Raw genomic sequence first — 25,205 nt, 5'->3', positions numbered from 1 at the left:
ATGGAAAATCTTGAGACCCTGTTGGCGCAAGGCAAACAGGCTGTTGCTGAAACTGATACGCTGGCTGCGCTGGACGAAATCCGGGTGCAGTATCTTGGCAAAAAAGGTGAGCTGACTCAGCTGCTCAAGGGGTTGGGCAAGCTGTCTGCAGATGAACGTCCTGCTGCGGGTGCCCGCATCAACGAAGCCAAGGATGCTTTGCAGGCCGACATTACGGCGCGTCGCGATGCACTGGAAAGTGCCGCGATGGAAGCAAAACTGGCGGCGGAAACCGTTGATGTGACCCTGCCGGGTCGCGGTCAACCGGTGGGTGGATTGCACCCCGTGACCCGCACCCTGGAGCGTATCGAGGCCTTTTTCGGCAGTATCGGCTACAGCGTTGCAGAGGGTCCCGAGATTGAAGACGACTATCATAATTTCGAAGCGCTGAATATTCCGGCTCATCATCCGGCGCGGGCAATGCATGATACCTTCTACTTCGATGCTCATACTCTGCTGCGGACCCACACCTCGCCGGTGCAGGTGCGTACCATGGAAGCGCAGCAGCCGCCCATCCGCATCATCTGCCCCGGTCGCGTATATCGCTGTGACTATGATCAGACACACTCTCCGATGTTCCATCAGGTCGAGGGTCTGTTGGTCGATCGCAACATTACCTTTGCTGACCTCAAGGGCACGCTGGAGCAGTTCCTGCGTGAGTTCTTCGAAGAGGATGTGAAAGTGCGCTTTCGTCCATCCTACTTCCCCTTCACCGAGCCTTCCATTGAGGTGGATATCGACCGCGGTGACGGCAAGTGGCTGGAAGTACTCGGCTGCGGCATGGTGCACCCGAAGGTGTTTGAATACTCCGGCATCGATCCGGAAGAGTTTACCGGGTTTGCGTTCGGTATGGGCGTTGAGCGTCTGGCGATGCTCCGCTACGGCGTGGATGATCTGCGCCTGTTCTTTGAAAACGATCTGCGCTTCCTCGGCCAGTTCAAGTAAGACGTCAACGCACACCAACAGATTTTTCAGGAAAGCAGCATGAAATTCAGTGAACAGTGGTTGCGCGAGCTGGTTCAGCCGCAGATCGGAACTCAGGAACTGGCTGACCAACTCAGCCTGTCCGGCCTTGAGGTCGATGATATTGAGAGCGTTGCCGGAGAGTTCAGTGGTGTCGTGGTCGGTGAAATTCTGACCGCCGAACAACACCCCAACGCCGACAAGCTTCAGGTATGTCAGGTCAATGACGGCGAGCAGACCGTGCAGGTGGTTTGCGGTGCACCCAACGCACGTGCCGGGCTGAAAACCGCGTTTGCCCGTGTCGGTGCCGTTCTGCCGGGTGACTTCAAGATCAAGAAGGCCAAACTGCGTCAGGTCGAGTCCTTCGGCATGCTCTGCGCCGAAGATGAGCTGGGTCTCTCCGAAGATCATGGCGGCATCATGGAGTTGGCGGAAGACGCACCGGTCGGTCAGGACATTCGTGAGTTTCTGAACCTGAATGACAAGATCATCGATGTTGATTTGACGCCAAACCGTGGCGACTGCCTCAGCATCGCCGGCATGGCGCGAGAAGTGGGCGTGCTTAACAAGACCGCAGTGGCTCAGATTGAAGCGGCACTGGTTGCGCCGCAGAAGGATGATCGCTTCGGGGTCGAACTGGTCGATGGCCATGCCTGCCCGCGTTATCTGGGCCGCGTAATTCGCAATATCAACCCGGGTGTTGCCACACCGCAGTGGATGCAGGAAAAGCTGCGTCGCTCCGGAGTGCGCAGCATCGACCCGGTGGTAGATGTGACCAATTATGTACTGCTGGAACTGGGCCAGCCGATGCATGCCTTTGATCTGAGCAAGCTCGAAGGCGGCATTCGCGTGCGTCTGGCTGAGCAGGGTGAAAAGCTGGTGCTGCTGGATGGTCAGGAAGTCGAGCTGAACGCCGATACTCTGGTGATTGCCGATGCCAATGGCCCGGTGGCCATGGCCGGTATCATGGGTGGCGAGCCGACCTCGGTCACTGAAGCGACACGCGATATCTTCCTTGAAAGTGCCTTCTTCGCGCCGCTGGCGATTGCCGGTCGTGCCCGCAGTTATGGCCTGCACACCGATTCCTCGCACCGCTTCGAGCGTGGCGTCGACTGGCAGCTGCAGCGCAAGGCGATCGAGCGTGCTACAGCGTTGTTGCTGGACATTGTAGGCGGTGAACCGGGTCCGGTGGTAGAAGCCGTTTCCGAGGCCGATCTGCCTGAAGTGCAACAGGTCCTCCTGCGTCGCAGCAAGCTGGCGGCGGTGCTGGCACTGGAAATTCCGGATGCCGAGGTTGAAGAGATTCTGAATCGTCTGGGCATGTTGCTGGTTGAAGTGGAAGATGGTTGGCAGGTCACCGTGCCGAGTTATCGCTTTGATCTCACCATCGAAGTCGACCTGATCGAAGAGATTGCCCGTGTGTATGGTTACAACAACCTGCCGGTGCACACGCCGACCGCTCAGCTGCCGATTCCGCCCATTGCGGAAGCGCGTTTGACCCTGCAACAGCTGCGCCGTCACCTCATTGCGCGCGGCTATCAGGAAGCGATCACCTACAGCTTCATTGAAGCCGAACTGCAGAAGGCGTTTGATGACCAGCATCAGGCGCTGGCACTGGCCAACCCGATTTCGGCTGAAATGGCTGTGATGCGAACTACGCTCTGGCCGGGCCTGGCCAAGGCGCTGCAGTACAACCAGCATCGCCAGCAGAGCCGCGTGCGTCTGTTTGAAACCGGCCAGCGCTTTGTACCCAAGGCTGAGGGTTTGCTGCAGGAAAACGTGATTGCAGGTCTGATCGCCGGTAACCGTGATGCCGAAGGCTGGACTGCAGGCAAGGACAAGCTGGATTTCTTCGATGCCAAGGGTGATCTTGAATCACTGCTGGCACTGGGCGGCTGTGCGGCCGAGTTCAGCTTTGTGGCCGACCGTCATGTGGCATTGCATCCGGGGCAGGCGGCGCGTATTGAACGCAAGGGTGAAACCGTCGGTTTCATAGGTGCGCTGCATCCGTCACTACTGAAAAAACTGGACCTGAACGGCCCGGTCTATCTGTTTGAAGTCACGCTCGATGCCGTGACGGGTGGACGCCTGCCGCGCTTTGCGTCACTGTCGAAATTCCCTGAGTCGCGTCGCGATCTGGCACTGGTGGTGGATCAGGCAACGGCGTTTGCCGACATCCGCAATACCGCTGCTGAAACGGCAGGAGAATTCATCAAGCAGGTTACACTGTTTGATGTATACCAGGGCCAAGGTATTGAACCGGGACGAAAAAGTCTGGCTCTGGGCTTGACCTGGCAGCACCCATCACGCACTCTTAATGAAGAAGAGATCAACAGTGCGGTGAGTGCCGTTGTATCTGCACTCCGCGACCGTTGTGGTGCAACGTTACGAGAGTAAACACAGGGTGACCGACATGAGCTCGTTGACCAAAGCCGATATGGCCGAGCGCCTCTATGAGGAACTGGGCCTGAACAAGCGCGAAGCCAAGGATATGGTGGATTCGTTTTTTGATGAAATCCGCACCAGTCTGGCGCACAACGAGCAAGTAAAGCTCTCTGGTTTCGGTAACTTCGACCTGCGCGACAAGCGCGAACGCCCGGGTCGAAATCCGAAGACCGGAGAGGAAGTCCCCATCTCTGCTCGCCGGGTGGTTACCTTCCGCCCGGGGCAGAAACTCAAGGAGCGCGTGGAGATCCATGCCGGACACCAGCCAGACAGCGTCTGAACTGGGGCCCATCCCTTCCAAACGCTATTTCACCATCGGCGAGGCCGCCGAGTTGTGTCAGCTCAAGCCCCATGTGTTGCGATACTGGGAGCAGGAGTTCAAACAGATACAGCCGGTTAAACGCAACAATCGCCGCTATTACCAGCACAAAGACCTGTTGTTGCTGCGCCAGATCCGAAGCCTTCTGCATGAGCAGGGCTACACCATTGCCGGTGCACGCCAATGGCTTGCCGGTGAAAGTGCCGGTGACGATGCGGCGCGTTATCGTCAGCTGCTGCGCCAGACGATTACGGAGCTTGAGGAAATACGTACACTGCTGAAGTCGGTATGACGGTTCAGGCCTGTACCCCGGTTCCGCTGCCAGTGGGTAGCTCAGGGGCAAAATCAACGCGTGCAACCAGTCCTGCTTTACCATCACTGCGCTCAAGCAGGGTAATCCTGGCCTGATGCAAGTGTGTAATCAGGCGCACAATCGATAGGCCCAAACCGCTCCCGGTACCGTTCTGCCCCTGGCGATAGAACCGCTCGAAGACGCGCATCTTCTGTTCATCATTGAGACCCGGGCCTGAGTCGATTACGCTCATTACGATATGATCATCGACCGATTCCAGCGTCAGGGTAACCTCACCCCCTGAAGGGGTGTAGCGCAGGGCGTTGTCGATCAGATTGCGCAGCATCAGGCTCAGATAAAAGGCATTGCCTTGCAGAGACAGGGGGTGGTCGGGTGCATTGAGTCCAAGGTCGATGTTCCGTGCAATCGCGAAACCGATCTGATCGTCAATGACGTCTCGGCACAGCTTGTTGAGGTTGACCTTTGCGCTATCAGGCAAGTGGGCTTGCGGGTCAAGTCGGCTCAGCTGAAGCAGCTGTTCGACCATCCGGTTCATCCATGATATTCCCTTTAACATCTGAGCACAGCTGATGCGACTCTCGCTGTCACCCAAGTCCTGATACAGATTTTCGCAATGAATTTGCAAGGCGGCCAGGGGCGTGCGCAGCTCGTGTGAAGCATCGGCGGTAAAACGGCGTTCGCGCTCGAAGCTCTGCTGCAGTCGTGCCAGCAGTGCGTTGAGTGCTCTGACCAAGCCATCAATTTCATCAGGTATTTGCTGTAAAGCCAGTGGCTCAAGGTGATCTGAGCCCCGCGCAGCAACCTCATGACTCAATGTTACCAGTGGGCGCAGATTGCGCCCAATCAGCCACCAGATCGTGAGTCCGAACAGTCCCAGAAAAATCAGGATAGGCAAGGTATTGGATATGGCAATTTTCACTGCCAGCTCACGGCGGATGCGATAGTCCTGAGAGACCTGTATATAGCGTTGGCCGATTGGTTCGGCAAGTGTAAAGAGTCTCCACTGGGTGCCGTTGACAGTCAGATTGCGGTAGCCGCTGGAGGCGACTGGCGGCGCGTCGATCTGTTCGGGGAAGCTGGGCGAGGTAATTAATACGCTGCCCGAAGCGTCGACGATTCGGTAGGAGAGCTGTTTCTCATAAGGGTGAGCCGGTGTCCATTCGAATTCGGTTGGCGTTTTGAAGTGAGGCAGCGGGCCTGTTGGCGCGAGCTGGCCTGTCAGGCGGGCCATCTGGGCCATCTGGGCATCAAACAGCTCTTCTGCTTCATCGGTCGCGGCCCAGAATGAAAGCGAAGCGGTGACCAGACCCGTAACGAGGCCGATGCTGAGCAGACTGAGGCTGAGTGTGCGGCGAATGGATGTCATGTGTCCACCCTGTCCATCATATAGCCCACTCCGCGTACGGTACGTATGACCGAGGTGTTAAGCTTCTTGCGCAGGTGGTGGATATGGACTTCGAGCGTATTGCTCTCAACCTCATTCCCCCAGCCATACAGGGACTCCTCCAGCCGACTTCTGCTAAGAACCTTGCCGGCATTTTCAGCCAAGGTCAGCAACAGGCCATATTCGCGTCTGGAGAGAACAACTGCGTGTCCACAATAGCTTACGCTTTGACCCTGCGTGTCGATGCTGAGATCACCTAGCTGCAGCAACGTGTCGCTATAGCCCTTGTAGCGGCGGGTAACTGCGCGCAGACGCGCACGCAGCTCAGCCAGGTCGAAGGGCTTTAGCAAGTAGTCATCGGCGCCGGCGTCCAGCCCTGCGATACGATCTTCGATGGCATCACGAGCAGTCAGAATCAACACCGGCAGGGTGTTACCCGCCTTGCGTAGCTGACGTAACAGACTGAGACCGTCCATACCGGGCAGCCCGAGATCGAGAATCATGCAATCAAAGTGCTCAAACTGCAAAATATGCCAAGCCTCTTCGCCCGAGGTAAGCCAATCTGCACTGTTACCCGTCTTGGTTAATGCGCGGGTGATGCCATCCCCCAACAGGGGATCATCCTCGACGATCAGTATGCGCATCCGCAGGTCCTTATTTCAGTTGTTGCAACAGCGTATGAATCTCTTCGCGTCGACCGGCATCAGCCTGTTGTCGTCCCGGGCGTGCCGGTGCCGCCAGCGCCTTGTCCAGTAATGCTTTAGCGCGAGTATTGTCGCCTTTTTCGAGCAGGAAGGCCGCATAGAAATAGTTGCTGTCGATGCCGTCCGGATTGATCGCCAGTGCCTGTTCGAACAGCTCCTGTGCCTTGTCATCGCTACCGAATCCAAGTGGCCAGCCCGGGACTTGATGGTAAAGAGTAGCGAGGCTGGTCAGTGCCGATCCGTTCAGAGCAGAGGCATCCTGTTCAATGGCGGCCTCAAACAGTGTGCGTGCCTGCTTTACCAGCTTTAAGGCTCCCAGGCCGCCCTTGGCGCCCGCTTGGGAGCTGAGAACGATACCTTGCCAGATCATCAGCTCGGGGTCGTGGGGCTGAGCGGTCAGCTGCTCGGCCAACTGTGTTGCAAGGTCATCGAAGGCATCGGCCTGGGCTTTTTGATCCAGACTGTACTGTATTTCGGCCCAGCGTTGCTGGTACGGCAGCAGCTGTTCAGGTGTGGCCGCTTGGGTAATAGTGGCACAACCGAGCGTGAGGGTCAGCAAGGCAGTACGCATGTGTGTAGCCAGTTTCATGACAAGGCTCCCGTTTAGTGGTGCTTGGCGAAGGGTTTTATTTTGCCGAGTTGCTTGTTGAGGACTGCGCTGATCACCTCAGGGCGCAGGCCGTTGAGTCTGACCAGCAGTTTTTCCGGCCAGCCGATGGTCACCTGGGCCCGGCCAGAGCGCAGCAGTTTCAGTGCGATCTGAGCAACCTGTTCCGGACTGTCAGAGGCGCTACCTGTGGCTGCCAGCATGGCGTTGGTACTGTCAGAGTTGATGTCGGTGCGGGTGGCACGGGGGGCGAGATACTGTACCCGCAGCGGCGTGTCACTGAACTCGCGAGCCAGTGCTTCGGAGAACAGGCGAATCGCTGCTTTGCTGGCACAGTAGGTGCTGTAACCGGGAAAGCCGAGCGCACCGAAGGCGGAGCCGATATTGAGGATGACCGGTGATTCGCCCGCTGTTTCCAGCAGGGGGGTGATCAGTGCACGGGTCAGCAGGATGGGTGCGGTGATGTTGGTCGTCAGCAGTTGCTCAATCTGCTCGGGTGTTTGCTGGTCGAACACCTGAAAACGACTTATCCCCGCGTTATTGATCAATGTGTCCAGCTTTGAAAAGTTGCTCTGTACATGGTCGGTCAGTACGGCACGTCCTTCGGTCGTGGCCAGATCAGCGCTGCAGACCTGGACCTCTCGGGCGCCGAGCTGGCGACATTCATCGGCCAGTGTTGTGAGTGTGTTCCGGTTACGACCATGCAGGAGCAATGCCGCCTTTTCGGTGGCGAGTGCACGGGCGAGTGCGGAGCCGATACCACCGCTGGCCCCGGTAATCAGGATATGTCGACGGTCAAATTGCATGGCTACCTCTCATGCGGTGGGCAGGCTACGGAAAATATCGGCGTAGAGGCGGTAGAACACCTGTGCGCTGTGGATAATCAGGGCCTGCTCGTCAGGGTTGTCGATACGTTCCATCAGACTTTGAAAGAACTTGATGTGGTCCTGATCCAGTGAACCGTGTGAACGCAGATAACTGAACGCACTGTCAGGCAATGCCAATCGATCTTGAATGATGTGTGACAACGGCGTAGCCAGCGCAACGCTGGTGCCTTCGAGCACCTGAACCATGCCGAAGAAGCCGACCGGGTTGACCCGCTGGATCATGTCGTAGGCGTAGGCAACCATCAGTTCCGTTTCGATCGACGGCTGCCCTCGACGTACGGCTTCCTTGTCCAGGCCACAGGCGGCCAGATCGTTGAGTATCCACTCCTGGTGCCCGGTCTCTTCCTCGATATATTCGGCGACCGCTTCGCGCAACCACTCATGGCTTTCGGGCAGTCGTCCACCGCACGCCATCAGCAGCGGCAGGGTATGTTTGACATGGTGGTAGGCCTGGGTCAGAAACTCAGTGTACTGGTTGTGACTGATCTCGCCGCGTTGGCAGGCGACAATAATCGGTGCGTCCAGCAGGTACTGGCGTGCATCGCCAGTGTCGCGTTGTAGCTGATCGTAGAAGGACATGGCGCTATCCCTTTCAGTGGTCAAGTTGATAAACGGATTCAAGACGTTCGGTAAAGCGTGTGGCGATCGCATCGCGGCGTGGTCGTCCATTCAAAGTGAACAGCCCCTCGGCACTGCTCATCGCATTCGGGACCCGAACCCAACGCAGGGCGCGAGCGTAATCGGGCAGGCGGGTGTTGACCTGAGTAACACTTCGTTGCAGCGCCGCATCGTCCAGTGTCGGGGCGTGGATCAGTGCGGTATTGAAGGGGCGTGCTTCACCAAACAGAACGGCTTGCTCGATTCCCGGCTGTGACAGCAGTTCCGATTCCACCCACTCAGGGCTGATATTGCGACCGAAGCTGTTGATAATGACGTTGCGCATGCGACCTTCGATATGCACAAAACCGTCTTCATCAAGGCGTACAAGATCGCCGGTCGCATAGGGGCCAGTCGGGGCCGGTTCTCCGAGGTAACCGAGCATTCGATTACCGTCAATCAGCAGTTCGCCCGCGGCGCTGACGCTCAGACTGTTGTGTGCCAGTGGCGCTCCGGCACTGCCGATACAGTCTTGCGCGGGCGTATTCAGACTGACAACCGAGGCACACTCCGACAAACCATAGCCTTCGTAAGCGGGCAGGCCAACGGCACGTGCGCGCCGGATCAACTCAGCCCCCACGCGGGCACCGCCAACGGCGATAAATTTCAACATCGGCAGCGCTGCGCCCTGCTCAGCAGCCCGGGTGAGGGCCGACAGTACGTGTGGCAGCGTGATCAGAGAGTCCGGCTGATGCTGGTGCAAAGCACCCAGCAAACATTGGCTATCGAGCCCGCTTGAGCCTTGCCAGCCCAAACTCTGCAGCGAAGGTAGCTCGATACAGGCTCCCATCAGAAGGGCGGTGTAGACGCCCGCGATGTTCTCCAGCAAAGTGGCCAGAGGCAGCAGGCACAGGTGTCGGCGGATGGCCAGCGGAGCCAGTTGTGTGGTGAGTGCGCGGGCGACGTTGAGTTGCTGCTCAGCGCTCAAACAGACCCCTTTGGGTGCCCCGGTGGTACCCGAGGTGAAGGTGATCTTGGCGGTGCCCGCATGCAGATCGGTAACAGGATTGCTCAGGCGATGCAGTTGCAGTTGATCCTGTTCGCAAGTGATCAGTGTATCGATGCCCGCCCGCTCAAGCAGATGGCTGCGTTGTGTGTCAGAGAAGAACAGAGGCACCGGCACCAGGACCCGTCCCAACTTCAGTGCCGCCAAGTCGGTCAGTATCCAGTGACGGCTATTGTCGGCGAGCAGTGCGAGACGCTCGCCTCCGTGCTCGCTCAGGCGCAGAGCCAATGCATCAACCGCCGCCGGTAATTCACCCCAGTGCACGGTGCCATGGGTATCACGCAGTGCGACAGCATCAGGCTGGCTCTGAGCCAGCCGGGTCAGTTCAGCAAACAGATGGGAGGGCATGGGCGTTCTCGGTGGTGGTAAGTGTTGGGCGCTCGTACGTGGCGTGAGTCGGGTGGGTCATTGCCTGGCGACGCAGGCAGGCAGCACCGGCCGGAATGGAAACGGCAACCACCATAGGCTTCTGGTCGTAATAATGCCCCCAATTGCTGCTGCCATGGCTCAGCCGTTCGTGCCGAGCGGGTGCCAGCGGATGCAACTCCAGTCCCAAGCGTCGAAAGCTGTTGATCAGCGTTGGCGTCAGAGTCAGCACTGCCCACTCGAGCTGGCGGCGGTCGAACCAGGCTGCCAACGTCACAATCAACTGGCGAACCTGGCCGGGCTTAAGGGTGGCGAGATTGCCGACCTCAACGATCCTGTCGCGTGTCGGCATTACTGTAAGCCGGTCAGCCAGACAGTGTTCGATGGGCGTATCGAGATAGGTCTCCAGAAACAGGGATGCCTCAGCGGCCAGCTGGAAACCGGCAGCGGCTACCAGCTCGCCGCGTGCGTTACGGCAACTGACCAGCGTCGGCAGAAAGTCATGAATATCAGCAGCATGTACGACTCGGAAACGTTCGCGAATAAACGCTTCAATACCCGGACGCACTGCGCAGGCCTGATCATGCAGACTAAGACTGGTCGGCTGGTTGATGCGTGGAGGGTTAAGACTCATGGCGTGACTCCTGTTCATAGCCACGCATTCTGGTCTTGAAAACTTAAAGAAGTCTTAAGGGAGTGAAAATCACGTTTTAACGAGGTTGAGGTGAGGCAAAGCAGGCTGAATTTCGGATTTGGATACAGACACCCCGGTCAGGGGGTGTCTTGTCAACGACTGCCTTCAGAGACGTTCAAAGATAACCGCGATGCCCTGACCGCCACCAATACACATGGTGACCAGCGCATATTGCCCTTGAGTTCGCTGCAATTCGTGCAGCGCCTTGGTGGCAATATAGGCGCCTGAGCAGCCTACCGGATGACCCAGTGCAATGGCGCCGCCGTTGGGGTTGGTCTTGGCAAGATCCAATTCCAGCCCTTTGGCCACCGCCAACGCTTGTGCAGCAAAGGCTTCGTTGGATTCAATAACGTCCATTTGGGCCAGACTCAACCCGGCTTTCTTGAGTGCCAGGCGTGTAGCCGGGATGGGGCCTTCGCCCATGATTTCATTGGAAACACCCGCTACCGCGTAAGAGACCAGCCGGGCCATCGGTTTGTGGCCATCCCGTGCGGCTGCCTGGGCAGACGCAAGCACCAGATAGGAAGCACCGTCGTTGATGCCTGAGGCGTTACCGGCGGTCACCGTGCCATCTTTTTTAAACGCGGGTCGCATGGCGGCCAGAGTGTCGACGGTTGTGCCGGCTTTCACATGTTCATCGGTATCGACAATCAACTCACCCTTGCGCGTTTTGATACTGATCGGGACAATCTGATCCTTAAAATGACCTGCCTCAATTGCCGCAACGGCGCGACGGTGAGATTCAGCGGCGAATGCATCTTGTTCTTCGCGAGTGATCCCCCACTTCTCGGCCAGATTTTCTGCAGTGATGCCCATGTGTCCGACACCGAACGGGTCACTCAAGGTAGCGACCATCATATCGATCATGGTGCTGTCACCCATACGTGCACCATTGCGGAGGGCGGTCGACAGGTAGCCTGAGCGCGACATGACCTCGACGCCGCCGCCAATACCGTATTCGTAATCATCCAGCATGATACCCTGAGCCGTGGACACAACTGCCTGCAAACCGGAACTGCAAAGACGGTTTACCGACATCGCCACCGAGTCCATGGGCAGCCCCGCCTGAATGGAAGCCACACGTGCAACGTAGGCAAAACGCGAATCAGTCGGTATGCAATGCCCTGAGGTCACGTAGCGGATCAGCTCAGGGTCTACTCCTGAACGTTCAATGGACGATTTCATTACCTGTCCGGCCAGTTCAGAAGGCTCCAGCTGGCTCAGACCACCGCCGAAAGAGCCGATAGCCGAGCGCGCAGCGCTCAGCACGACAACATCATTATTGTTCATATATGTCTCCATTGTTCTGATTGTTTTCTCAACGTTATATATTCCGAGGTTGGTTGTCTTGTCCTCAATCAGCGTAGACAAAAAACCATTGTGAAAGCTTCCTTTTTTCAAAACCTTAAGGTAATATTCGCGTCCTCTTCGGAACTGATCAGTCAGTTCCCGCCTAGTCGGGGCGTAGCGCAGTCTGGTAGCGCACTTGCATGGGGTGCAAGGGGTCGCAGGTTCAAATCCTGCCGTCCCGACCATTTAAATAAAGCAGTTACATCAATCGCCACTTGGCGATTTTTTTGTTTCTGGCCCAGGGCGCATTTGGGTTGACACCCAATCTAGCCGATTCACCACTGCAGTACTGGAACCCACAACTGTCGACCGGGTGCGCTGACCAAAAAGCCCATCAAACCCACGTTAAGAATAACCGTCCACCAGAAGGTTGTCCGAAAAGCCGCTTTGCGCGATTTGTGACGCAGCATGTTCTGTGCGCACAGTGCACCAGGCCAGCCGCCCAACAATGCCAACAGGTGCAGGGTTGACTCAGGTGTGCGACGGCGGTCTGCCTGTGCTGCGGATTTGTCGATGGCATAGACAATAAAGGTCCAGATACTCAGCAGTCCCATCAGTAGGGGCAGTTGCCAGGGGAGCAAGCCAACCATCGCAGCCATTCCCAAGACAACAAAAAGAGCAAGAAGCGGTATAAGCACATGGTTGGAGGAGTGTTGGACTCGGCTCTGTCGCCGGACACTGGTGCCTGCCAAAATGACCGATACGGCGCGGGGCCGATTGTCTTTATCAGTGTCAGGCTCAAAAGTGACCAGCTGATTGATCTGGGGCAGAAGGCTTCGGTCGCGCATGGCGCTGATATGGAAAAAGAGGTCATCCCCACCTTCCAGCGGCTGAATAAAGCCAAAACCTTTCTCGGCGTTCCATTTCTTGATGCGTCCTTTCATCGCCATATGTCATTCCTGAAAGTATGTGATGGCAGCCGATCATCTTCGTCCATCCATTGAGCAAGGGCTCAGGGCTTGATCTGCCAATAGGGCTTGGGAGCGTTCGGGCAAGCCGTCTACTCCCGGTTCAGCACTTCCAGCAGCTCAATTTCAAATATCAGGTTCGCGTTTGGCGGAATCTTCTCGCCAAAGCCGCGCTCGCCATATCCCATCTGGGCAGGCACCCGCAGTTTGCGTTTGCCACCGACCTTCATGCCTTTCAGCCCTTCGACCCAGGCAGCAATCACTTTCTTGCGGCTCAGTACCGTCTGAAATGGCTGAGCTCTGTCGTAGGAGGAATCAAACTCGGTTCCGTCTTCGAGAAAGCCGCGATAGTGAGCCGTGATCAGGGCACCGCCTTTTTTCACTTCGATGCCTGTGCCCTCGACAATATCCTCAATTACCAGTTGTTCAAATTCAGCCATGGTTGTTCCCGTAAGTATCAACAAAGTCGTATCCAGCCGCTGAAAAGTACGGCTCTGGCTCAGCACAGTACCAAACCAGAGCCTGCGAGCAGGTCGGAATCAAGTTGCCAACCAGTGAGTATCAGTCTTCGCGGCTGGTCACTTCCAGAAGGTGATAACCGAACTGGGTTTTCACCGGTCCCTGAACTTCATTGATGGGTGCACTGAACACGACTTCATCAAACGCTTTAACCATCTGGCCTGGGCCGAAACTGCCAAGCTCGCCCCCCTGCTGACCTGAGGGGCACTGGGAGTGCTCTTTGGCCAGGGCGGCAAAATCGGCGCCATTGGCGATTTGATCTTTCAATGCCTGGCATTTGGTTTCAGAACTGACAAGGATGTGACGTGCGCTTGCGCGGGCCATGGGTTTTCTCCGTAGCAGGTTGGATATTAGCTTAAGCATGGTTGTGTTTTCTGTCGGGTTACATCAATTCTACGTCAGTGGTGGTGACCGCCAACGCCATGCGCGTGGCCGTGAGCGATCTCTTCATCTGTCGCGGCACGCACATTTGCCACTTCAATATCGTAGATCAGGGTCTTGCCGGCCAGCGGGTGGTTGGTATCGACCAGTACCATTTTCAAGCCAGGTTTGACTACGGTCACCTGACGCATGCCCTGATCGGTCTGTACCATGGCGACCATGCCGGGTTTCCAGCTGCGTACGCCTTTGGGCAAGCCTTGCAAATGCTTGAGCGGCACACGCTGTTGCTGGCCGTCCTTGCGCTCACCGTAGGCCTGTTCGGGCGTCAGAGTCAGGTGCAGCGTTTCACCGGCGGATTTGCCTTCCAGTGCGGCCTCGATGGCCGGCATCATGCTGCCATGGCCGTGGAGGTAAGCGACAGGATCGGCTCCATGGTTGGTTTCGATCTGGATATCGTTGGTGTCGGTCAGCGTGTAGTAGAACTGAACCACTGTATTGTCGGTAATCTGTGTCAACGCAAGCCCCTCGTGCATCAATTGTGAAAGCGTGAAGTATCCGGGTATGAAAAAGGCTGCGCAAGGAAATCACAGTCGGGACACTCGCGCAATTTGGATCCGCACCGCTCTGGCCTGTATCCATCGGGTCATGAGCCTGGTTCAATCGTGATTGTACAACCCTGAACTGGAAAAGCCCGGCTCACTTATTGTTGTTGACCAGAGGCAGCAGCCGGTCGTACTCACGCTTGACCACTGCATAGCACTCGCAGACCCTCGATTCCAGTCCTGCCCGATCCATAACGGTGATATGGCCACGGTGGTAGTGAATGAGGCCGGCAGCCTGAAGTTTGCCTGCGGCTGCGGTAACACCTTCACGGCGTACTCCCAGCATGTTGGCGATCAATTCCTGAGTCATCAGTAGCTCGCTTGATGGCAGTCGGTCAAGACTCAGCAGAAGCCAGCGGCACAGTTGCTGGTCAAGTGAGTGGTGTCGGTTGCATACGGCAGTCTGGGACATCTGTGTCAGAAGCGCCTGGGTATAGCGCAGCAACAGGTGCTGTTGTGTGATCGAGTCGTGAAATGCCTGCTTTAATAATGCTCCCGGAAGCCGGTAAGCGTTGCCGGCACCCTGTACCACGGCACGATTTAGCATGGTTTCACCACCCATGAACAGGGCTATGCCGATGATACCTTCATTACCAACCACGGCGACTTCGGCTGGCGCACCATCGAGCATGACGTAAAGAAGCGAGACAAGGGAATCAGTAGGAAAATATGCGTAGCGCAATTCGCAACCCGATTCATACAGGACCTGTCCGAGCGTTAAGGAGACCTGCTCCAGATGTGGGCTGATGCGGGCATATTCATCGGACGGAATGGCTGCGAGCAAGTGGTTCTGTCGTGGGTCAAGAGGGGCAGACACGCTTGATCTCCTGTTCTTGCGGGTCAAAACAATACAATACACCTCTATCGGTATTGATGTTGGATGGAGTGCCATCCCTGGCGCTTATCAGGCTACGGGGGCGTTACTTGACCCTCATATCATTTCTGACGGATTTTACGCCCTCGACACTTCTCGCTATTTCAACAGCCTTGTTGATATCAGACTGAGAATTGACGAAGCCACTGAGCTGCACGACACCCTTGAAGGTCTCGACGTTGATTTCGGCCGACTTCAGAGTGGGTTCGTTGAATATCGCCGCTTTCACTTTGGTGGTTATGACCGTGTCATCTATATACTCGCCGGTCCCTTCCTGTTGGGATGTGGATGCGCAACCTACCAGCAAGGCCAACATTGCAGCCAGGAAAAAAGCGGGGAAACGTTGTAGTAATGTCATGATTTAGTGCTCCGGATAGTCTTGAAGACTGGCAGTCGGTTAGCGTTCGACTGAACTGACAAGCAGCACGTACGGCGCACGTCCTCTCTGTCGGTCTTAATGATAGTTGAATTCTGCAATTGCGCTTTTATCTGTGTACGGGTGCTAGCGCACAGATGACAGGGAACAATAGAGGGACAATGACAATTGCAACCGAACGGTTGTGGCTAGACATCCTGTGAAAGGATGAAAGAGGTAATACCATGAAAAACTTGCAGCGTTTAGTACTTGTTCCTGCAGCGGCTGTCATGCTGTTTGGCCTGACAGCCTGTTCGGGCATGTCGGCACAAGACCAGAATACCGCGATAGGTGCCGGTGTTGGTGCCGTTGGTGGTGCGGTTTTAACCGGAGGAAGTGCAGTCGGCACCGTTGGTGGTGCGGCAGTGGGTGGCGTAATCGGCCACGAAATTGACAAGTAAAGGTTGGTCGGCGGTACATGGATCGGTCTGGTCTTTGTATCGCCGGCTGACGGTGATCTCTGCGGCACGTTTACAGCGGCCACACCAGCAACAACAGTGGAATACTGATAACCACGACGAGCAGAGAAACGGGCAGCCCCAGACGCCAGTAATCTCCGAACTTGAAGCCACCGGGCCCCAGGATCAGGGTGTTGTTTTGATGCCCTATTGGCGACAGGAAGGCGCATGAAGCGCCGATGGCAACCGCCATCAGAAAGGCATCGGCATCAACACCCAAGGCAGCGGCGGTACCCAGTGCGATGGGGCACATGGCGGCGGCTGTCGCGGCGTTATTCACAACACTGGAAATCAGCATGGTGAGCGTCAGGATCAGCGCGATTGCGATCGGGCCGTTGCCTTGGGCGACATGCTGCATTAAAAGCTCGGCAATCAATGTTGCAGTACCTGTGCTTTCCATCACGGAGGCAACGGGCATCAGCGCCCCGAGCAAAACGATTACCGGCCAGTCGATGGCGTCATACACTGAGCGCAGAGGTACCGTTCGCAGCACCATTGATGCCAGTACGCCTGCCGCAAAGGCGATGGCGGTGGGCAGGAGTGCGAAAGCGGCTGCCGCCACCGATGCCAGCATGATCAGGCTGGCGGTCAGCGCCTTGCCGCGATCAGGGATGCGCAACTCCCGCTCTGCCAGTGGCACACAGCCGGTATCCGCTGCAAATCCGGCCAGCGCCTCTTCAGAGCCTTGCATCAGCAGCAAGTCGCCGGGTCTTATTTTGAGTGTACGCAGGCGGGCCTTGGAACGGGAGCCTTCACGCGATACGGCCAGAAGGTTGAGTCCGTAGCGAGTGCGCAGCAGAATATCACGAGCGGAACGGCCCTGCAGTGATGATTCGGCACGCACTACCAGCTCCATCAGCATCATGCCGTCGCCGTTGTTGTCAGACTCGCTGTCATCCTCTTGCTGCTCTGTATCTTCATCAGTTTTGGCAGCCTTTTCGTCCTCCTCGTCCTCCGATGACGAGCCAGCTTCTTCCAGCTCCAGTCCCAGTGCGCTCAGTACACCGGCCAATGACTCCACATCAGCCTCGATGACCAAGATATCCCCCGCCTTGATACGACGTCCGGAAGAGGGCGCATTCACTTTGACTTCGTTACGTACCAGGCCGATAACCTGGGCATCAGCCTCATCGAGTTCGGCCTCTACCTCACGCAGGTACATGCCGGCCACTTTGCTGTCCTTGGGGACCCTGGCCTCAGTGATATAGGCGCCGGTCTCGAAGCCTTCTGTGCCCGGCTGCTTACGTGCCGGTACCAGCCGCCAGCCAAGCAGAGCGATAAACAGCACACACAACACAGCCACCGACAGGCCCACGGCGGTGAAGTCAAACATTTCGAAACCGGTGCCGATACTCTCACGGCGAAAGCCGGACACAATCAGGTTGGGTGGGGTACCGATGAGCGTTGTCATGCCCCCAAGAATGGTGCCAAAAGCCAGTGGCATCAGTACCTGTCCGGGGGTAAGTCCAAGACGGCCAGACAGTTGCACCGCGACCGGCATCAGCAGCGCCATGGCGCCGACATTGTTCATGAAACCGGACAGGAATGCACCCAGCCCCGTCAGGGCGGCAAGGCTGAGTGTAACGCCTGCCTTTTTAGGCAGTGCGTGACGCGTCAGAATATCCACAGCGCCGGATATCTGCAGGCCTCGACTCAGGACCAGCACGCAGGCAACCGTCACGACGGCCGGGTGTGCGAAGCCAAGAAAAGCATCCTGCGGATCGATCAGGCCCACAAGTACGCATGCAAGCAGTGCACTGCCCGCCACCATGTCATGCCGCCAGCGGCTCCAGATGAACATCACCATGGTAACCAGCAGGATGAATATGATCAGAAGCTGGTCCTGAGTCATCAGGTTGGCTCTTGTGTTGGGTTAGGTTGCTCCAGTCGCAGATTGGCCGGTGGAGCACTGCCGTTCTTTTCCTGACCGAAGTACAGGGTGGTATGCGGGAAAGGAATCTCGATACCGGCATTGTCGAAGTGGATTTTGACCAGCCGGTTGTAGGCTCGGCCCACCGAAAACTGATCGCCCGGTGTGGTTTTGATCCGGACGCGAATATTGACCGAACTGTCAGCCAGTGCCGTTACGCCTGAAATCTCGATCGGTTCCAGTATCTTGCTTTTTGTTTCTTCATTGGCCGCCAGCTCCTCAAATGCGTTCTGCAAATGAATGATCGCCTCATCAATGCTTTCCCGATAGGCAATGCCATAGACGCCCACGTGATAACCGAACTCACGCATGTAGTTGGAGACGGTATCTACGCTGGAAAATGGAATCAGGTGATAGGTGCCGTTCAGGTCACGGATCCCGACCGAGCGGATGCTCAGGCGCTCAGCCGTGCCGGTGATACCGCCTACGGTGACGATATCGCCGGTATTCATCGCATTTTCGAGCTGGATGAACACTCCGGTGATGATGTCCTGGACCAGTTTCTGCGAGCCGAAGCCGATCGCCAGCCCCAGTACCCCGGCACCGGCGATCAATGGGCCAATATTGATACCGATTTCGGACAGTACCACCATACCCGTCATGGTGATGAGCGTGATTGCCGCCGCGTTGCGGAACAGTGCCAGTAGCGTTTTGATGCGCGGTGACGGTTCACCGGTACCGGTTTCGGGATTCAGTTTATGCTCAATCACACTGGCAAGAGCGACCCAAGCTGCAAAGGCGACGGTGAGGATGACCGCAATTGCGATGGTCTTGCCAACCAGCATACGACCGATTTCAGAGGCAAGCCAGTCGCTGATGTTGAATGCTCCCCAGGCGCCCAGGATCAGCATGACAACAAAAACAAACAGAATGGCCCGCAGGAAGTAGAGCGCACTGGGCAGATAGCTGTTGATGCGAGACTCCAGCAGCGGCAGTTTGTGTTTCAGCTCGTCGGACAAGGTCAGTCGGCGGCCCAGTGTCTGACCGAGAAGAGTCGAAAGCAGCAGGCCAGCCACGATGGCAGCAATACCCTTGATGGTTGCCAGCAGTACAAAGGGCAGTGCATCTTCCGGCCGAGTGAACGTAAGTACCAGTACCAGTGTAAAGTAGGCAATTGCCAGCAAGTGCCAGCTGCGGGACAGCAGTTTCAATAATACCTGGGCAATACCACCCTCCGTATTGTTCGCGCGCAATTCAATCGCCATGCGCAGGCGATTGCGGTGCTTTAATACCACGGTCATTGCATAGCCATATGCCAACAGCGTGATCAGGGTACCGACTGCTTCGCCCAGTGTTTTGGACAGGTACAGGTTGATCAGCGGTACCAGTGTCATCAGGCCGTAGCCCACAAGGCTGATCAGCTTGCCGATCCAGCGGTTCCAGAACTCTGCTTCGTTGGCATCAATGGCCAGCAAGCGCAGCCCCTGATGTTCGGATTGAAGCAGCATGCGAATACCCACTTTCAGGCCTTCGATGATCAGAAACGCGTTCAAAAACAGGGAGGCCCGAGTGGTCAGCTCACCGCTCTCGCCAATCAGGAATGTGCCGATCAGGCTGCCGCTGACATAGGCCAATACCACCAGCAGCAGGTCCAGTACCGTTGCAAGTGCGACACAGAGCACCAGGCGCAACACGGGTGTGGGTCTTGCACCTGCGCCAGTCCAGCGACTGAATACAGCGAACAGGGGACGCGTGAGGCGCCTCACCAGAAAGAAAACGGCCAGAGTGGACAGGATCACCATGCCCAAATTAAGGGCTGCATCAGTGAAGACGACAGAGTCGAAACCGGACTCGGACCCGGTGAGTTCGCCTGACAGCAAGTCACGGGCCGTTGAGGCCAGATGTATGACCTGCTGTCCCATATCGGCTGCGATACTGCTGCTTAGCTGTGCCAGTTTACGCGGCAGCGAGAGGGGGGCTTCCGCATCGGTTTCAGCCGTGAGACTTTCAATGTGTGCGGAGTCTGCAGCGGGATCGGTGCTGGCGGGTTCGGCGAGGGCCAAAGGGGTGCATACAAGACTGACAAGAATGAGCAGGTATCGCAGTGTAAACGTCAATTTGGGCCTCCGTTGATTGCTCGACGCAGGTCCAGATTAGCATAACGCCGACAGCGGGAATATCTGTCGGCGTTGTCGTTTCTGGCTCAGCCGTCAGCGTTGATGCGTGTGATCAGCTCGTTCAGAACCGCTTCGGCACGGTCGTTCTCAACCTGACAGGTACCGGCTGCATGATGACCGCCACCGCCGTATTGCAGCATCAACTCGCCGACATTGGTTTTGGCGCTGCGATCAAAAATGGACTTGCCGGTGGCAAACACCGTGTTCTGTTGCTTGAGGCCCCAGAGTACGTGAATAGAAATGTTGCACTGGGGGTAAAGCGCATAAATCATAAAACGGTTGCCGGCCCAGATCTGTTCCTCATGGCGCAGGTCCAGTACCACAAGATTGCCGTGAACGGTCGCGCAGCGTTGAATCTGCTGCTTGAACTTCTCTTCCTGTTCAAAGTACAGCTCAACCCGCTCCTTCACATCGGGCAGGTCAAGGATCTCCTCAATGCTGTGGTTTTTACAATAATCGATCAAATCCATCATCAGGGAATAGTTGGAGATGCGAAACTCCCGGAAGCGCCCGAGGCCGGTACGGGCGTCCATCAGGAAGTTGAGCAGTACCCATCCTTCTGCGTTAAGCACCTCTTCCCGAGTGAACTGGGCCGAGTCGCCCTTGTCCACGGCGTCCATCATCTCGTCCCACGCAACGGGGAAGGCGTCATGGCCGCCGTAGTATTTCCATACCACGCGGGCGGCTGAGGGTGCATCGGGGTCGATGATGTGATTGTCCACCTTCTCGTTACGAAGGGTTTCAGACAGGTGATGATCAAATGCCAGATTGACCCCTTTTACGTAGGGCAGGTTAGTCGTGATATCGCGAGCGGTGATATCCACCTTGCCATCCTGCATATCCTTGGGGTGAACGAACTTGATATCGTCGATCAGGTCCAGGTGCTTAAGCAGCACGGCACAGACAAGACCGTCGAAATCACTGCGGGTAACGAGGCGAAATTTTTCAGCGGACATCAGCAACAGCTCCCAGAATTAATTGACCGTATCCGGAAAGTAACACAGCCGTACGGGTGGCTGAAGCCTGAAGCGCTTTGTGGGGCAGGAAAAAGCGTGCTTGTTGACCTGTAACGCCTATGCACGAGGTGAATGTAGCCAGCTGCGCAAAGCCGGCCAGCGATTGACCAGCATCGCTGTAAAGATGAGCGCGCAGCCACTGAGCTGCAGTGTGGTCATGGATTCTCCGAGCCAGAGCATCGCCAGCAGGGCTGTCCAGACGGGTTCCAGTGTCATGATAATGGCCGTGTGACTGGGGGGGGCCAGGCTTTGAGCATGGGTTTGCACCAGAAAGCGCAGGCTGGTGGCAATGAGTGTGCTGGCGATCAGCCAGCCCCAGATGCTCGCCGACTGATCAAATTGCCACTCCTCCAGAAACACCGAGGCCAGCGCGCTTATCAGGCCAGTGACCAGCAGTTGCACGGCGGTCAGGGGCAGCACCGGCAGGCGTGCGGCGGCACGACTGTTGAGAATAAACGTGAGCGAGAAAAACAGGGCGGACAGCAGAAACAGCGCTTCCGCCACGCCAAGGTGAAATTCACTGTCCAGTGACAGACAGGCAAGGCCAGCGATGACCAAAGGCAGTGACAGGAAAACATAGGGCCCGGAGCGGTCACCAAACAGCAGGCTGATCAAGGGCACGAGGACGACCCCAAGCCCGGTCAGAAAGGCACCGACTCCCACATGATTGGTCATCTCCAGTGCCACTATCCAGAAGCTAAGTGCCGTACCAAAAAAGACACCGACCAGGCAGGCACTTTTCCATTGCAGCCGTGTAAACAGACGCATGGCTGACCAGCCAATAGCCGCCAGAATCAGGCCGGCACTGATAAACCGCAGTGCCATGAACAGCAGGGGTGACATGCCCTGCACGGCCTCACGCGAGAAAATCCAGCCAGCCGCAGCAAGAATGGTGGTGAGCAGCAGCAACAGGTCGGCTTTCTGATGGGTGGACAAGATCTGCATCCCTTGCGTAGTCGGTGGGCAAAGCGTGTATGTTAGCAGAAAGTCTAAATCGGGACGTTCTCAAAAAGATGACCGATGCCCAGTGGATCAGGTGCAGAGCGCAAACAGCTGGGCGCGGCTGGTGATGCCCAGTTTTTCATAGGCGCGTTTGCGATAGGTGATCACGCTGCTGGCGGCAATGTCCAGCTCGGCGGCGATGGCTTCATTTTTTTTGCCACGCAGTACTGCCCGGCATACCTGTTGCTCGCGTTCGGACAGAAACGCCAGCGGGCCCTCGAGGCGCAGCCGTTCATTCAGAGCAAAGTGCTTGGTCAGCAGTACGCTGATCAGGGCGCCCACGCGGCGAGTAAAGCTGTCGTCGTCAAAGCGGCTGTCAAAGCTGGAGCTGCGGCGGTAAAGGTTGACGTAATAGTTGCCGCTTTCGGTCCCCCTGATGATCGCCAGCTTGTCGAGAAAGCCCGGCGATTCAAAAAAGGCCTTGCGATAATGTAACCCCATATCATTGCTGACGGAGTCAAAGCGAACCACCTGTACCTCGCCCGGCGCGATGGTTTTCAGGATGCTGAAATTCGGGTCCTGCAGGTAGTGTCGCTCGCCGACGTAGGCTTCGGCCAGCTGTCTGGCGGAGGCCTCTCGCGCATAGTCCTTGAACAGCAGAGTCGAGACCTGATGGCCGTCTTCACAGTAGAACACCATGCACTGTTCGGTACCGAACTCCTGGTGAAGCCAGTCAAGAAAGACATCGTAAAAACTGTGAGTACCCAGTTGTTCGAGTACATCCAATACATTGAACAATGGGCTCCAGTCAGGTGTCATCTGTGATGGCATCCAGCTCTCCTGCGGCAAGTGCGGGTGGTTCTTATGCTTTGCTGAAGCTTAACCCAGAACGGGCACGGGCGGGAGAACGCAATCAAAAGCCGGAGAGCGGTTCGACCACGGACTGCCGTCTAATCAGTCGGTGGCCGGCCCTCCGGCAACCGGCATGCTCGGGGGAACATGCCGGGGTGGAAACAGCGTGTCGTGCTTAGCGGCAGGCGAGACTGGTCAGAATCTTCTTGAAGGTTGCGATCTCGTCTTCGCTGAACTCACCGAACATCTTGTCCTGTTCCTGCCTGGACAGTGCCCAGAGGGCTTCGGCCTGCTCTTCGCCGCTGGCGGTGATGTTGTAGTGCTCATCCGAAAGGCTCACCAATCCTTTGCGCTGCAGGATCTCAGCCGCATTGTCGACTTCAACCTCAGGCATGTTGACTTCACGCAGCAGTTCCTTGCGGCACAGCTTCGGCGTTTCCTGAAGTACCATCAGCATGCGTGCTTCACTGGTGCGCAGACCTGTGGACAGCTGCAGCGGCGCATAATCGGCCTGATAGGTACGAATCGCCTGCACCATCAAGTAGTACAGGTTGTCCTTGAAGCGGGACTTGAGACGTTCGATGGCAGCCGGCTCATCCTCTTTCTTGGCAGGGAAGCGGGAGTGTGGCATCACCACAGAGTAGCTGCCCTGATGGTAAACCAGTGGTGCACGGCCGGTATCCTCAAAGGCTACAACCTTGCCGATCAGAATCCAGTGATCGCCACCATCAACGGTTTCGTAGGCTTCACACTGGAAGCAGGCAGCGGTATCCGGCAGCAAGGGAGCGCCACCGAGACCGGCGTTGAAATCAGTACCGGCAAATTTGTCTTCGCCGGGACGAGCAAAGTGGTTTGACAGATCGATCTGGTCAGCAGCAAGGATGTTGACGGCAAAATGAGTTGCCTTCTGGAAGATTTCGCAGCTGCCGGAGCGCTTGTCGATGCTCCACAGAATCAGAGCCGGGTCCAGGGAAACGGAGTTGAAGCTGTTGGCGGTTACACCTGTTTTAACGCCGTCCGGGGTTTGTGCGGTAACAACGGTAATACCGGTGGCGAAGTTGCCCAGCGCACGACGAAATGCCTTGGGATCGAATTCAGTGACTTGATTGCTCATAACAGCACCTGGGGGTCGGGTTAACAACATTCTTATAGTAGACGAGCTACAGACAACACACCTGACAGCGGGTGAGGTGTTCCCGTCAAAAGGAAAAAGGCGCCCGCCCGCAAGGAACAGGAGGGCGCCTCTGGATATTGCAGAGATCAGAGCAGTGTGGGATCCGGCTCAAGACCCAGCAGTTCACGACCAATGATCTGGGCACAGACATCATAGTCGGTGTAGGCGTGGGCCGCGGTCATGTTGGACTCGTGCCACAGGCGCTGGCTCTCGCGATCCTCATACCAGTTGGAAGCACCCATCACCGCCCAGAGGCGGTTGACGGCTTCAACACACATCTTGATGGCATAGGCCTGGTTGGTACGCCAGTGCGCCAGAGTGTAACGGTCCGGGTATTCGTGACGCTCACCATACTCCTTGTGCTCGTTCCAGGTCTTTTCCAGATAGGCGCGAGCGGCACATACCTGCTGATAGGACTCGGCGATACGCAGGATCGGCGGAATGGACTCTTTCACCTGAGCGCCGGTGTAGGCACGGACACGGTTCTGGGTCAGTTCCTTGTAAACATCAATCATGCGCTCGGCGACACCCAGGCTCATGGCAGCAAAGCCACAGGCAAAGTATGGGCGGTATGGAGTATGGAAAATCTTGCTGTCCGGGTACAGAGGACGACCGGCGTGGCGGCCTTCCATCATGTCGCGGGCTGCCTGGATGCGGTGTTCGGGAACGAATACACCCTTGATGCTGGCGGTTTTGGTGCCGCTGCCCTGCATGCCGACCGAGTACCAGTCATCGATGATGGTGAAATCGCTCTTGGGGATGACCGCAAAGCTGTATACCTTTTCACCGGCTTCGTCGAAGCGGTTAAAGCCGACGATGATCCAGTCAGCATGGTCAACACCTGAGCTCCACCTCATATCACCGGTAAAGATGATGCCGCCTTCGGTTTCTTCATGCTTGCCAAAAGGTGCGATGGAGCTGGACGCTACAGTATCCGGGTTTTCGGCCCAGAACTCATCCTGTGCCTTTTTGGAGAACATCGCCATCTGATGGTTGTGGGTGCACAGCAGGCTGTAGGCCCATGCAGTGGAGCAACAGGCGCCGGCCAGGGCAGCGATGCAGTCAGTAAATTCGGGCAGAGACATTTCCAGGCCGCCGTAGGCCTTGGGCAGGAACGCACGGTTCAAACCGATACCGTGCAGCATCTCAATGTTTTCCTGAGGTACCTGACGCAGCTCAATCGCCTTGGGAGCGTTGGCGCGAATGGCAGGGAGGATCTCCTTGAGTTTGTCGAGCATCGGATTCTGTTTGTTCATCTGGATCGTCTCTCTTCTAATAATGGA

The 25,205-nt window shown here is 56.7% G+C and carries 26 protein-coding genes and 1 tRNA gene; 6 read left to right on the top strand and 21 right to left on the bottom strand.

Annotated elements, in window-relative coordinates:
- Genes pheS through ABIE60_RS02705 form a run of 4 tightly spaced genes read left to right on the top strand, consistent with a single transcriptional unit; the run spans window position 1 to window position 4,058 of the window.
- Entirely contained in the window at window positions 1–984 is a 984-nt protein-coding gene (gene pheS / locus ABIE60_RS02720) for a phenylalanine--tRNA ligase subunit alpha (protein WP_354467556.1), read from the top strand.
- 39 nt (window positions 985–1,023) lie between these two features.
- Window positions 1,024–3,399: a phenylalanine--tRNA ligase subunit beta gene (pheT, locus tag ABIE60_RS02715; RefSeq protein WP_354467555.1), complete on the top strand. Its 2,376-nt coding sequence runs from the start codon at window positions 1,024–1,026 to the stop codon at window positions 3,397–3,399.
- Window positions 3,400–3,415: 16 nt separating this feature from the next.
- Window positions 3,416–3,727 (top strand): integration host factor subunit alpha, encoded by a 312-nt coding sequence (gene ihfA, locus ABIE60_RS02710; RefSeq protein WP_354467553.1) that lies wholly within the window; start codon window positions 3,416–3,418, stop codon window positions 3,725–3,727.
- Window positions 3,699–4,058 carry a MerR family transcriptional regulator gene (locus ABIE60_RS02705; protein ID WP_354467552.1) on the top strand — a complete coding sequence of 120 codons (360 nt, stop codon included), beginning with the start codon at window positions 3,699–3,701 and terminating at the stop codon, window positions 4,056–4,058. Before ihfA ends, ABIE60_RS02705 begins: the two co-directional genes overlap by 29 nt.
- A 4-nt stretch (window positions 4,059–4,062) precedes the next feature.
- On the opposite strand, the gene ABIE60_RS02700 is transcribed toward ABIE60_RS02705, so the two are convergent.
- The 8 genes from ABIE60_RS02700 to ABIE60_RS02665 all read right to left on the bottom strand — a co-directional run bounded on the left by ABIE60_RS02700 (window position 4,063) and on the right by ABIE60_RS02665 (window position 11,674).
- The gene (locus ABIE60_RS02700) at window positions 4,063–5,445 is read right to left on the bottom strand and encodes an ATP-binding protein (RefSeq protein ID WP_354467550.1); all 1,383 of its coding nucleotides are present in this window, start codon (window positions 5,443–5,445) and stop codon (window positions 4,063–4,065) included.
- Window positions 5,442–6,107, bottom strand: a complete 666-nt coding sequence (locus ABIE60_RS02695; protein ID WP_354467549.1) for a response regulator — start codon at window positions 6,105–6,107, stop codon at window positions 5,442–5,444. The genes ABIE60_RS02700 and ABIE60_RS02695 overlap by 4 nt, the downstream gene beginning before the upstream one ends.
- Window positions 6,108–6,117: 10 nt before the next feature.
- A complete protein-coding gene (locus ABIE60_RS02690; protein WP_354467547.1) occupies window positions 6,118–6,756 on the bottom strand; it encodes a tetratricopeptide repeat protein in 639 nt (212 codons plus the stop codon).
- A 14-nt stretch (window positions 6,757–6,770) separates the two neighbouring features.
- The gene (locus tag ABIE60_RS02685) at window positions 6,771–7,580 is read right to left on the bottom strand and encodes an SDR family oxidoreductase (protein ID WP_354467546.1); all 810 of its coding nucleotides are present in this window, start codon (window positions 7,578–7,580) and stop codon (window positions 6,771–6,773) included.
- Window positions 7,581–7,589: 9 nt separating this feature from the next.
- Entirely contained in the window at window positions 7,590–8,240 is a 651-nt protein-coding gene (locus tag ABIE60_RS02680) for an iron-containing redox enzyme family protein (protein ID WP_354467544.1), read from the bottom strand.
- A gap of 13 nt (window positions 8,241–8,253) precedes the next feature.
- The gene (locus ABIE60_RS02675; protein WP_354467542.1) at window positions 8,254–9,672 is read right to left on the bottom strand and encodes an AMP-binding protein; all 1,419 of its coding nucleotides are present in this window, start codon (window positions 9,670–9,672) and stop codon (window positions 8,254–8,256) included.
- The gene (locus ABIE60_RS02670) at window positions 9,650–10,324 is read right to left on the bottom strand and encodes a thermostable hemolysin (protein ID WP_354467541.1); all 675 of its coding nucleotides are present in this window, start codon (window positions 10,322–10,324) and stop codon (window positions 9,650–9,652) included. Before ABIE60_RS02670 ends, ABIE60_RS02675 begins: the two co-directional genes overlap by 23 nt.
- Before the next feature lie 165 nt (window positions 10,325–10,489).
- A complete protein-coding gene (locus tag ABIE60_RS02665) occupies window positions 10,490–11,674 on the bottom strand; it encodes an acetyl-CoA C-acyltransferase family protein (RefSeq protein ID WP_354467540.1) in 1,185 nt (394 codons plus the stop codon).
- Between the two features lie 168 nt (window positions 11,675–11,842).
- Here ABIE60_RS02665 and ABIE60_RS02660 point away from each other — a divergent pair.
- A tRNA-Pro gene (locus tag ABIE60_RS02660) sits at window positions 11,843–11,919 on the top strand.
- 90 nt (window positions 11,920–12,009) lie between these two features.
- Here the strand turns inward: ABIE60_RS02660 and ABIE60_RS02655 are convergent.
- The 6 genes from ABIE60_RS02655 to ABIE60_RS02630 all read right to left on the bottom strand — a co-directional run bounded on the left by ABIE60_RS02655 (window position 12,010) and on the right by ABIE60_RS02630 (window position 15,376).
- Window positions 12,010–12,624, bottom strand: coding sequence for a DUF1294 domain-containing protein (locus tag ABIE60_RS02655; RefSeq protein ID WP_354467538.1), 615 nt, complete (start codon window positions 12,622–12,624; stop codon window positions 12,010–12,012).
- A gap of 110 nt (window positions 12,625–12,734) precedes the next feature.
- Window positions 12,735–13,082: an FKBP-type peptidyl-prolyl cis-trans isomerase gene (locus ABIE60_RS02650; RefSeq protein WP_354467537.1), complete on the bottom strand. Its 348-nt coding sequence runs from the start codon at window positions 13,080–13,082 to the stop codon at window positions 12,735–12,737.
- 121 nt (window positions 13,083–13,203) lie between these two features.
- Window positions 13,204–13,524: a peptidylprolyl isomerase gene (locus ABIE60_RS02645; protein WP_502914933.1), complete on the bottom strand. Its 321-nt coding sequence runs from the start codon at window positions 13,522–13,524 to the stop codon at window positions 13,204–13,206.
- A 35-nt stretch (window positions 13,525–13,559) separates the two neighbouring features.
- Window positions 13,560–14,075 carry an FKBP-type peptidyl-prolyl cis-trans isomerase gene (locus ABIE60_RS02640; protein ID WP_354467535.1) on the bottom strand — a complete coding sequence of 172 codons (516 nt, stop codon included), beginning with the start codon at window positions 14,073–14,075 and terminating at the stop codon, window positions 13,560–13,562.
- 163 nt (window positions 14,076–14,238) lie between these two features.
- On the bottom strand, window positions 14,239–14,961 hold the full coding sequence (locus ABIE60_RS02635; protein WP_354467534.1) for a Crp/Fnr family transcriptional regulator: 723 nt from the start codon (window positions 14,959–14,961) through the stop codon (window positions 14,239–14,241).
- Between the two features lie 103 nt (window positions 14,962–15,064).
- On the bottom strand, window positions 15,065–15,376 hold the full coding sequence (locus tag ABIE60_RS02630; RefSeq protein ID WP_354467533.1) for a BON domain-containing protein: 312 nt from the start codon (window positions 15,374–15,376) through the stop codon (window positions 15,065–15,067).
- A gap of 242 nt (window positions 15,377–15,618) precedes the next feature.
- Between ABIE60_RS02630 and ABIE60_RS02625 the strand changes: the two genes are divergently transcribed.
- Window positions 15,619–15,834: a YMGG-like glycine zipper-containing protein gene (locus ABIE60_RS02625; RefSeq protein ID WP_354467531.1), complete on the top strand. Its 216-nt coding sequence runs from the start codon at window positions 15,619–15,621 to the stop codon at window positions 15,832–15,834.
- Window positions 15,835–15,904: 70 nt separating this feature from the next.
- Here ABIE60_RS02625 and ABIE60_RS02620 read toward each other — a convergent pair whose 3' ends face one another.
- From ABIE60_RS02620 to ABIE60_RS02590, 7 genes are all read right to left on the bottom strand, one after another.
- Window positions 15,905–17,743 carry an SLC13 family permease gene (locus tag ABIE60_RS02620; protein ID WP_354467529.1) on the bottom strand — a complete coding sequence of 613 codons (1,839 nt, stop codon included), beginning with the start codon at window positions 17,741–17,743 and terminating at the stop codon, window positions 15,905–15,907.
- Window positions 17,743–19,878, bottom strand: a complete 2,136-nt coding sequence (locus ABIE60_RS02615) for a mechanosensitive ion channel domain-containing protein (RefSeq protein WP_354467527.1) — start codon at window positions 19,876–19,878, stop codon at window positions 17,743–17,745. Before ABIE60_RS02615 ends, ABIE60_RS02620 begins: the two co-directional genes overlap by 1 nt.
- A gap of 86 nt (window positions 19,879–19,964) precedes the next feature.
- Entirely contained in the window at window positions 19,965–20,894 is a 930-nt protein-coding gene (locus tag ABIE60_RS02610; protein ID WP_354467526.1) for an exopolyphosphatase, read from the bottom strand.
- Between the two features lie 117 nt (window positions 20,895–21,011).
- Window positions 21,012–21,899 carry a DMT family transporter gene (locus tag ABIE60_RS02605; protein ID WP_502914932.1) on the bottom strand — a complete coding sequence of 296 codons (888 nt, stop codon included), beginning with the start codon at window positions 21,897–21,899 and terminating at the stop codon, window positions 21,012–21,014.
- An 87-nt stretch (window positions 21,900–21,986) separates the two neighbouring features.
- The gene (locus tag ABIE60_RS02600) at window positions 21,987–22,727 is read right to left on the bottom strand and encodes a helix-turn-helix transcriptional regulator (RefSeq protein ID WP_354467524.1); all 741 of its coding nucleotides are present in this window, start codon (window positions 22,725–22,727) and stop codon (window positions 21,987–21,989) included.
- 196 nt (window positions 22,728–22,923) lie between these two features.
- Window positions 22,924–23,862, bottom strand: a complete 939-nt coding sequence (locus tag ABIE60_RS02595) for a p-hydroxyphenylacetate 3-hydroxylase reductase component (RefSeq protein ID WP_354467522.1) — start codon at window positions 23,860–23,862, stop codon at window positions 22,924–22,926.
- Between the two features lie 146 nt (window positions 23,863–24,008).
- Window positions 24,009–25,178, bottom strand: coding sequence for a p-hydroxyphenylacetate 3-hydroxylase oxygenase component (locus ABIE60_RS02590; RefSeq protein ID WP_354467520.1), 1,170 nt, complete (start codon window positions 25,176–25,178; stop codon window positions 24,009–24,011).
- Window positions 25,179–25,205 lie beyond the last annotated feature (27 nt).

Source organism: Marinobacterium sp. MBR-109 (assembly GCF_040547565.1).
Lineage (GTDB): Bacteria > Pseudomonadota > Gammaproteobacteria > Pseudomonadales > Balneatricaceae > Marinobacterium.
The sequence above is the reverse complement of the archived record's forward strand: the minus strand, read 5'-3'. Positions and strand labels throughout refer to the sequence as shown.

Bases quoted from the DNA above. Each gene is read 5' to 3' on its own strand.
- pheS (WP_354467556.1), top strand. From the start codon at position 1: ATGGAAAATCTTGAGACCCTGTTGGCGCAAGGCAAACAGGCTGTTGCT.
- pheT (WP_354467555.1), top strand. From the start codon at position 1,024: ATGAAATTCAGTGAACAGTGGTTGCGCGAGCTGGTTCAGCCGCAGATC.
- ihfA (WP_354467553.1), top strand. From the start codon at position 3,416: ATGAGCTCGTTGACCAAAGCCGATATGGCCGAGCGCCTCTATGAGGAA.
- ABIE60_RS02705 (WP_354467552.1), top strand. From the start codon at position 3,699: ATGCCGGACACCAGCCAGACAGCGTCTGAACTGGGGCCCATCCCTTCC.
- ABIE60_RS02700 (WP_354467550.1), bottom strand. From the start codon at position 5,445: ATGACATCCATTCGCCGCACACTCAGCCTCAGTCTGCTCAGCATCGGC.
- ABIE60_RS02695 (WP_354467549.1), bottom strand. From the start codon at position 6,107: ATGCGCATACTGATCGTCGAGGATGATCCCCTGTTGGGGGATGGCATC.
- ABIE60_RS02690 (WP_354467547.1), bottom strand. From the start codon at position 6,756: ATGAAACTGGCTACACACATGCGTACTGCCTTGCTGACCCTCACGCTC.
- ABIE60_RS02685 (WP_354467546.1), bottom strand. From the start codon at position 7,580: ATGCAATTTGACCGTCGACATATCCTGATTACCGGGGCCAGCGGTGGT.
- ABIE60_RS02680 (WP_354467544.1), bottom strand. From the start codon at position 8,240: ATGTCCTTCTACGATCAGCTACAACGCGACACTGGCGATGCACGCCAG.
- ABIE60_RS02675 (WP_354467542.1), bottom strand. From the start codon at position 9,672: ATGCCCTCCCATCTGTTTGCTGAACTGACCCGGCTGGCTCAGAGCCAG.
- ABIE60_RS02670 (WP_354467541.1), bottom strand. From the start codon at position 10,324: ATGAGTCTTAACCCTCCACGCATCAACCAGCCGACCAGTCTTAGTCTG.
- ABIE60_RS02665 (WP_354467540.1), bottom strand. From the start codon at position 11,674: ATGAACAATAATGATGTTGTCGTGCTGAGCGCTGCGCGCTCGGCTATC.
- ABIE60_RS02655 (WP_354467538.1), bottom strand. From the start codon at position 12,624: ATGGCGATGAAAGGACGCATCAAGAAATGGAACGCCGAGAAAGGTTTT.
- ABIE60_RS02650 (WP_354467537.1), bottom strand. From the start codon at position 13,082: ATGGCTGAATTTGAACAACTGGTAATTGAGGATATTGTCGAGGGCACA.
- ABIE60_RS02645 (WP_502914933.1), bottom strand. From the start codon at position 13,524: ATGCTTAAGCTAATATCCAACCTGCTACGGAGAAAACCCATGGCCCGC.
- ABIE60_RS02640 (WP_354467535.1), bottom strand. From the start codon at position 14,075: ATGCACGAGGGGCTTGCGTTGACACAGATTACCGACAATACAGTGGTT.
- ABIE60_RS02630 (WP_354467533.1), bottom strand. From the start codon at position 15,376: ATGACATTACTACAACGTTTCCCCGCTTTTTTCCTGGCTGCAATGTTG.
- ABIE60_RS02625 (WP_354467531.1), top strand. From the start codon at position 15,619: ATGAAAAACTTGCAGCGTTTAGTACTTGTTCCTGCAGCGGCTGTCATG.
- ABIE60_RS02620 (WP_354467529.1), bottom strand. From the start codon at position 17,743: ATGACTCAGGACCAGCTTCTGATCATATTCATCCTGCTGGTTACCATG.
- ABIE60_RS02610 (WP_354467526.1), bottom strand. From the start codon at position 20,894: ATGTCCGCTGAAAAATTTCGCCTCGTTACCCGCAGTGATTTCGACGGT.
- ABIE60_RS02605 (WP_502914932.1), bottom strand. From the start codon at position 21,899: ATGCAGATCTTGTCCACCCATCAGAAAGCCGACCTGTTGCTGCTGCTC.
- ABIE60_RS02600 (WP_354467524.1), bottom strand. From the start codon at position 22,727: ATGCCATCACAGATGACACCTGACTGGAGCCCATTGTTCAATGTATTG.
- ABIE60_RS02595 (WP_354467522.1), bottom strand. From the start codon at position 23,862: ATGAGCAATCAAGTCACTGAATTCGATCCCAAGGCATTTCGTCGTGCG.
- ABIE60_RS02590 (WP_354467520.1), bottom strand. From the start codon at position 25,178: ATGAACAAACAGAATCCGATGCTCGACAAACTCAAGGAGATCCTCCCT.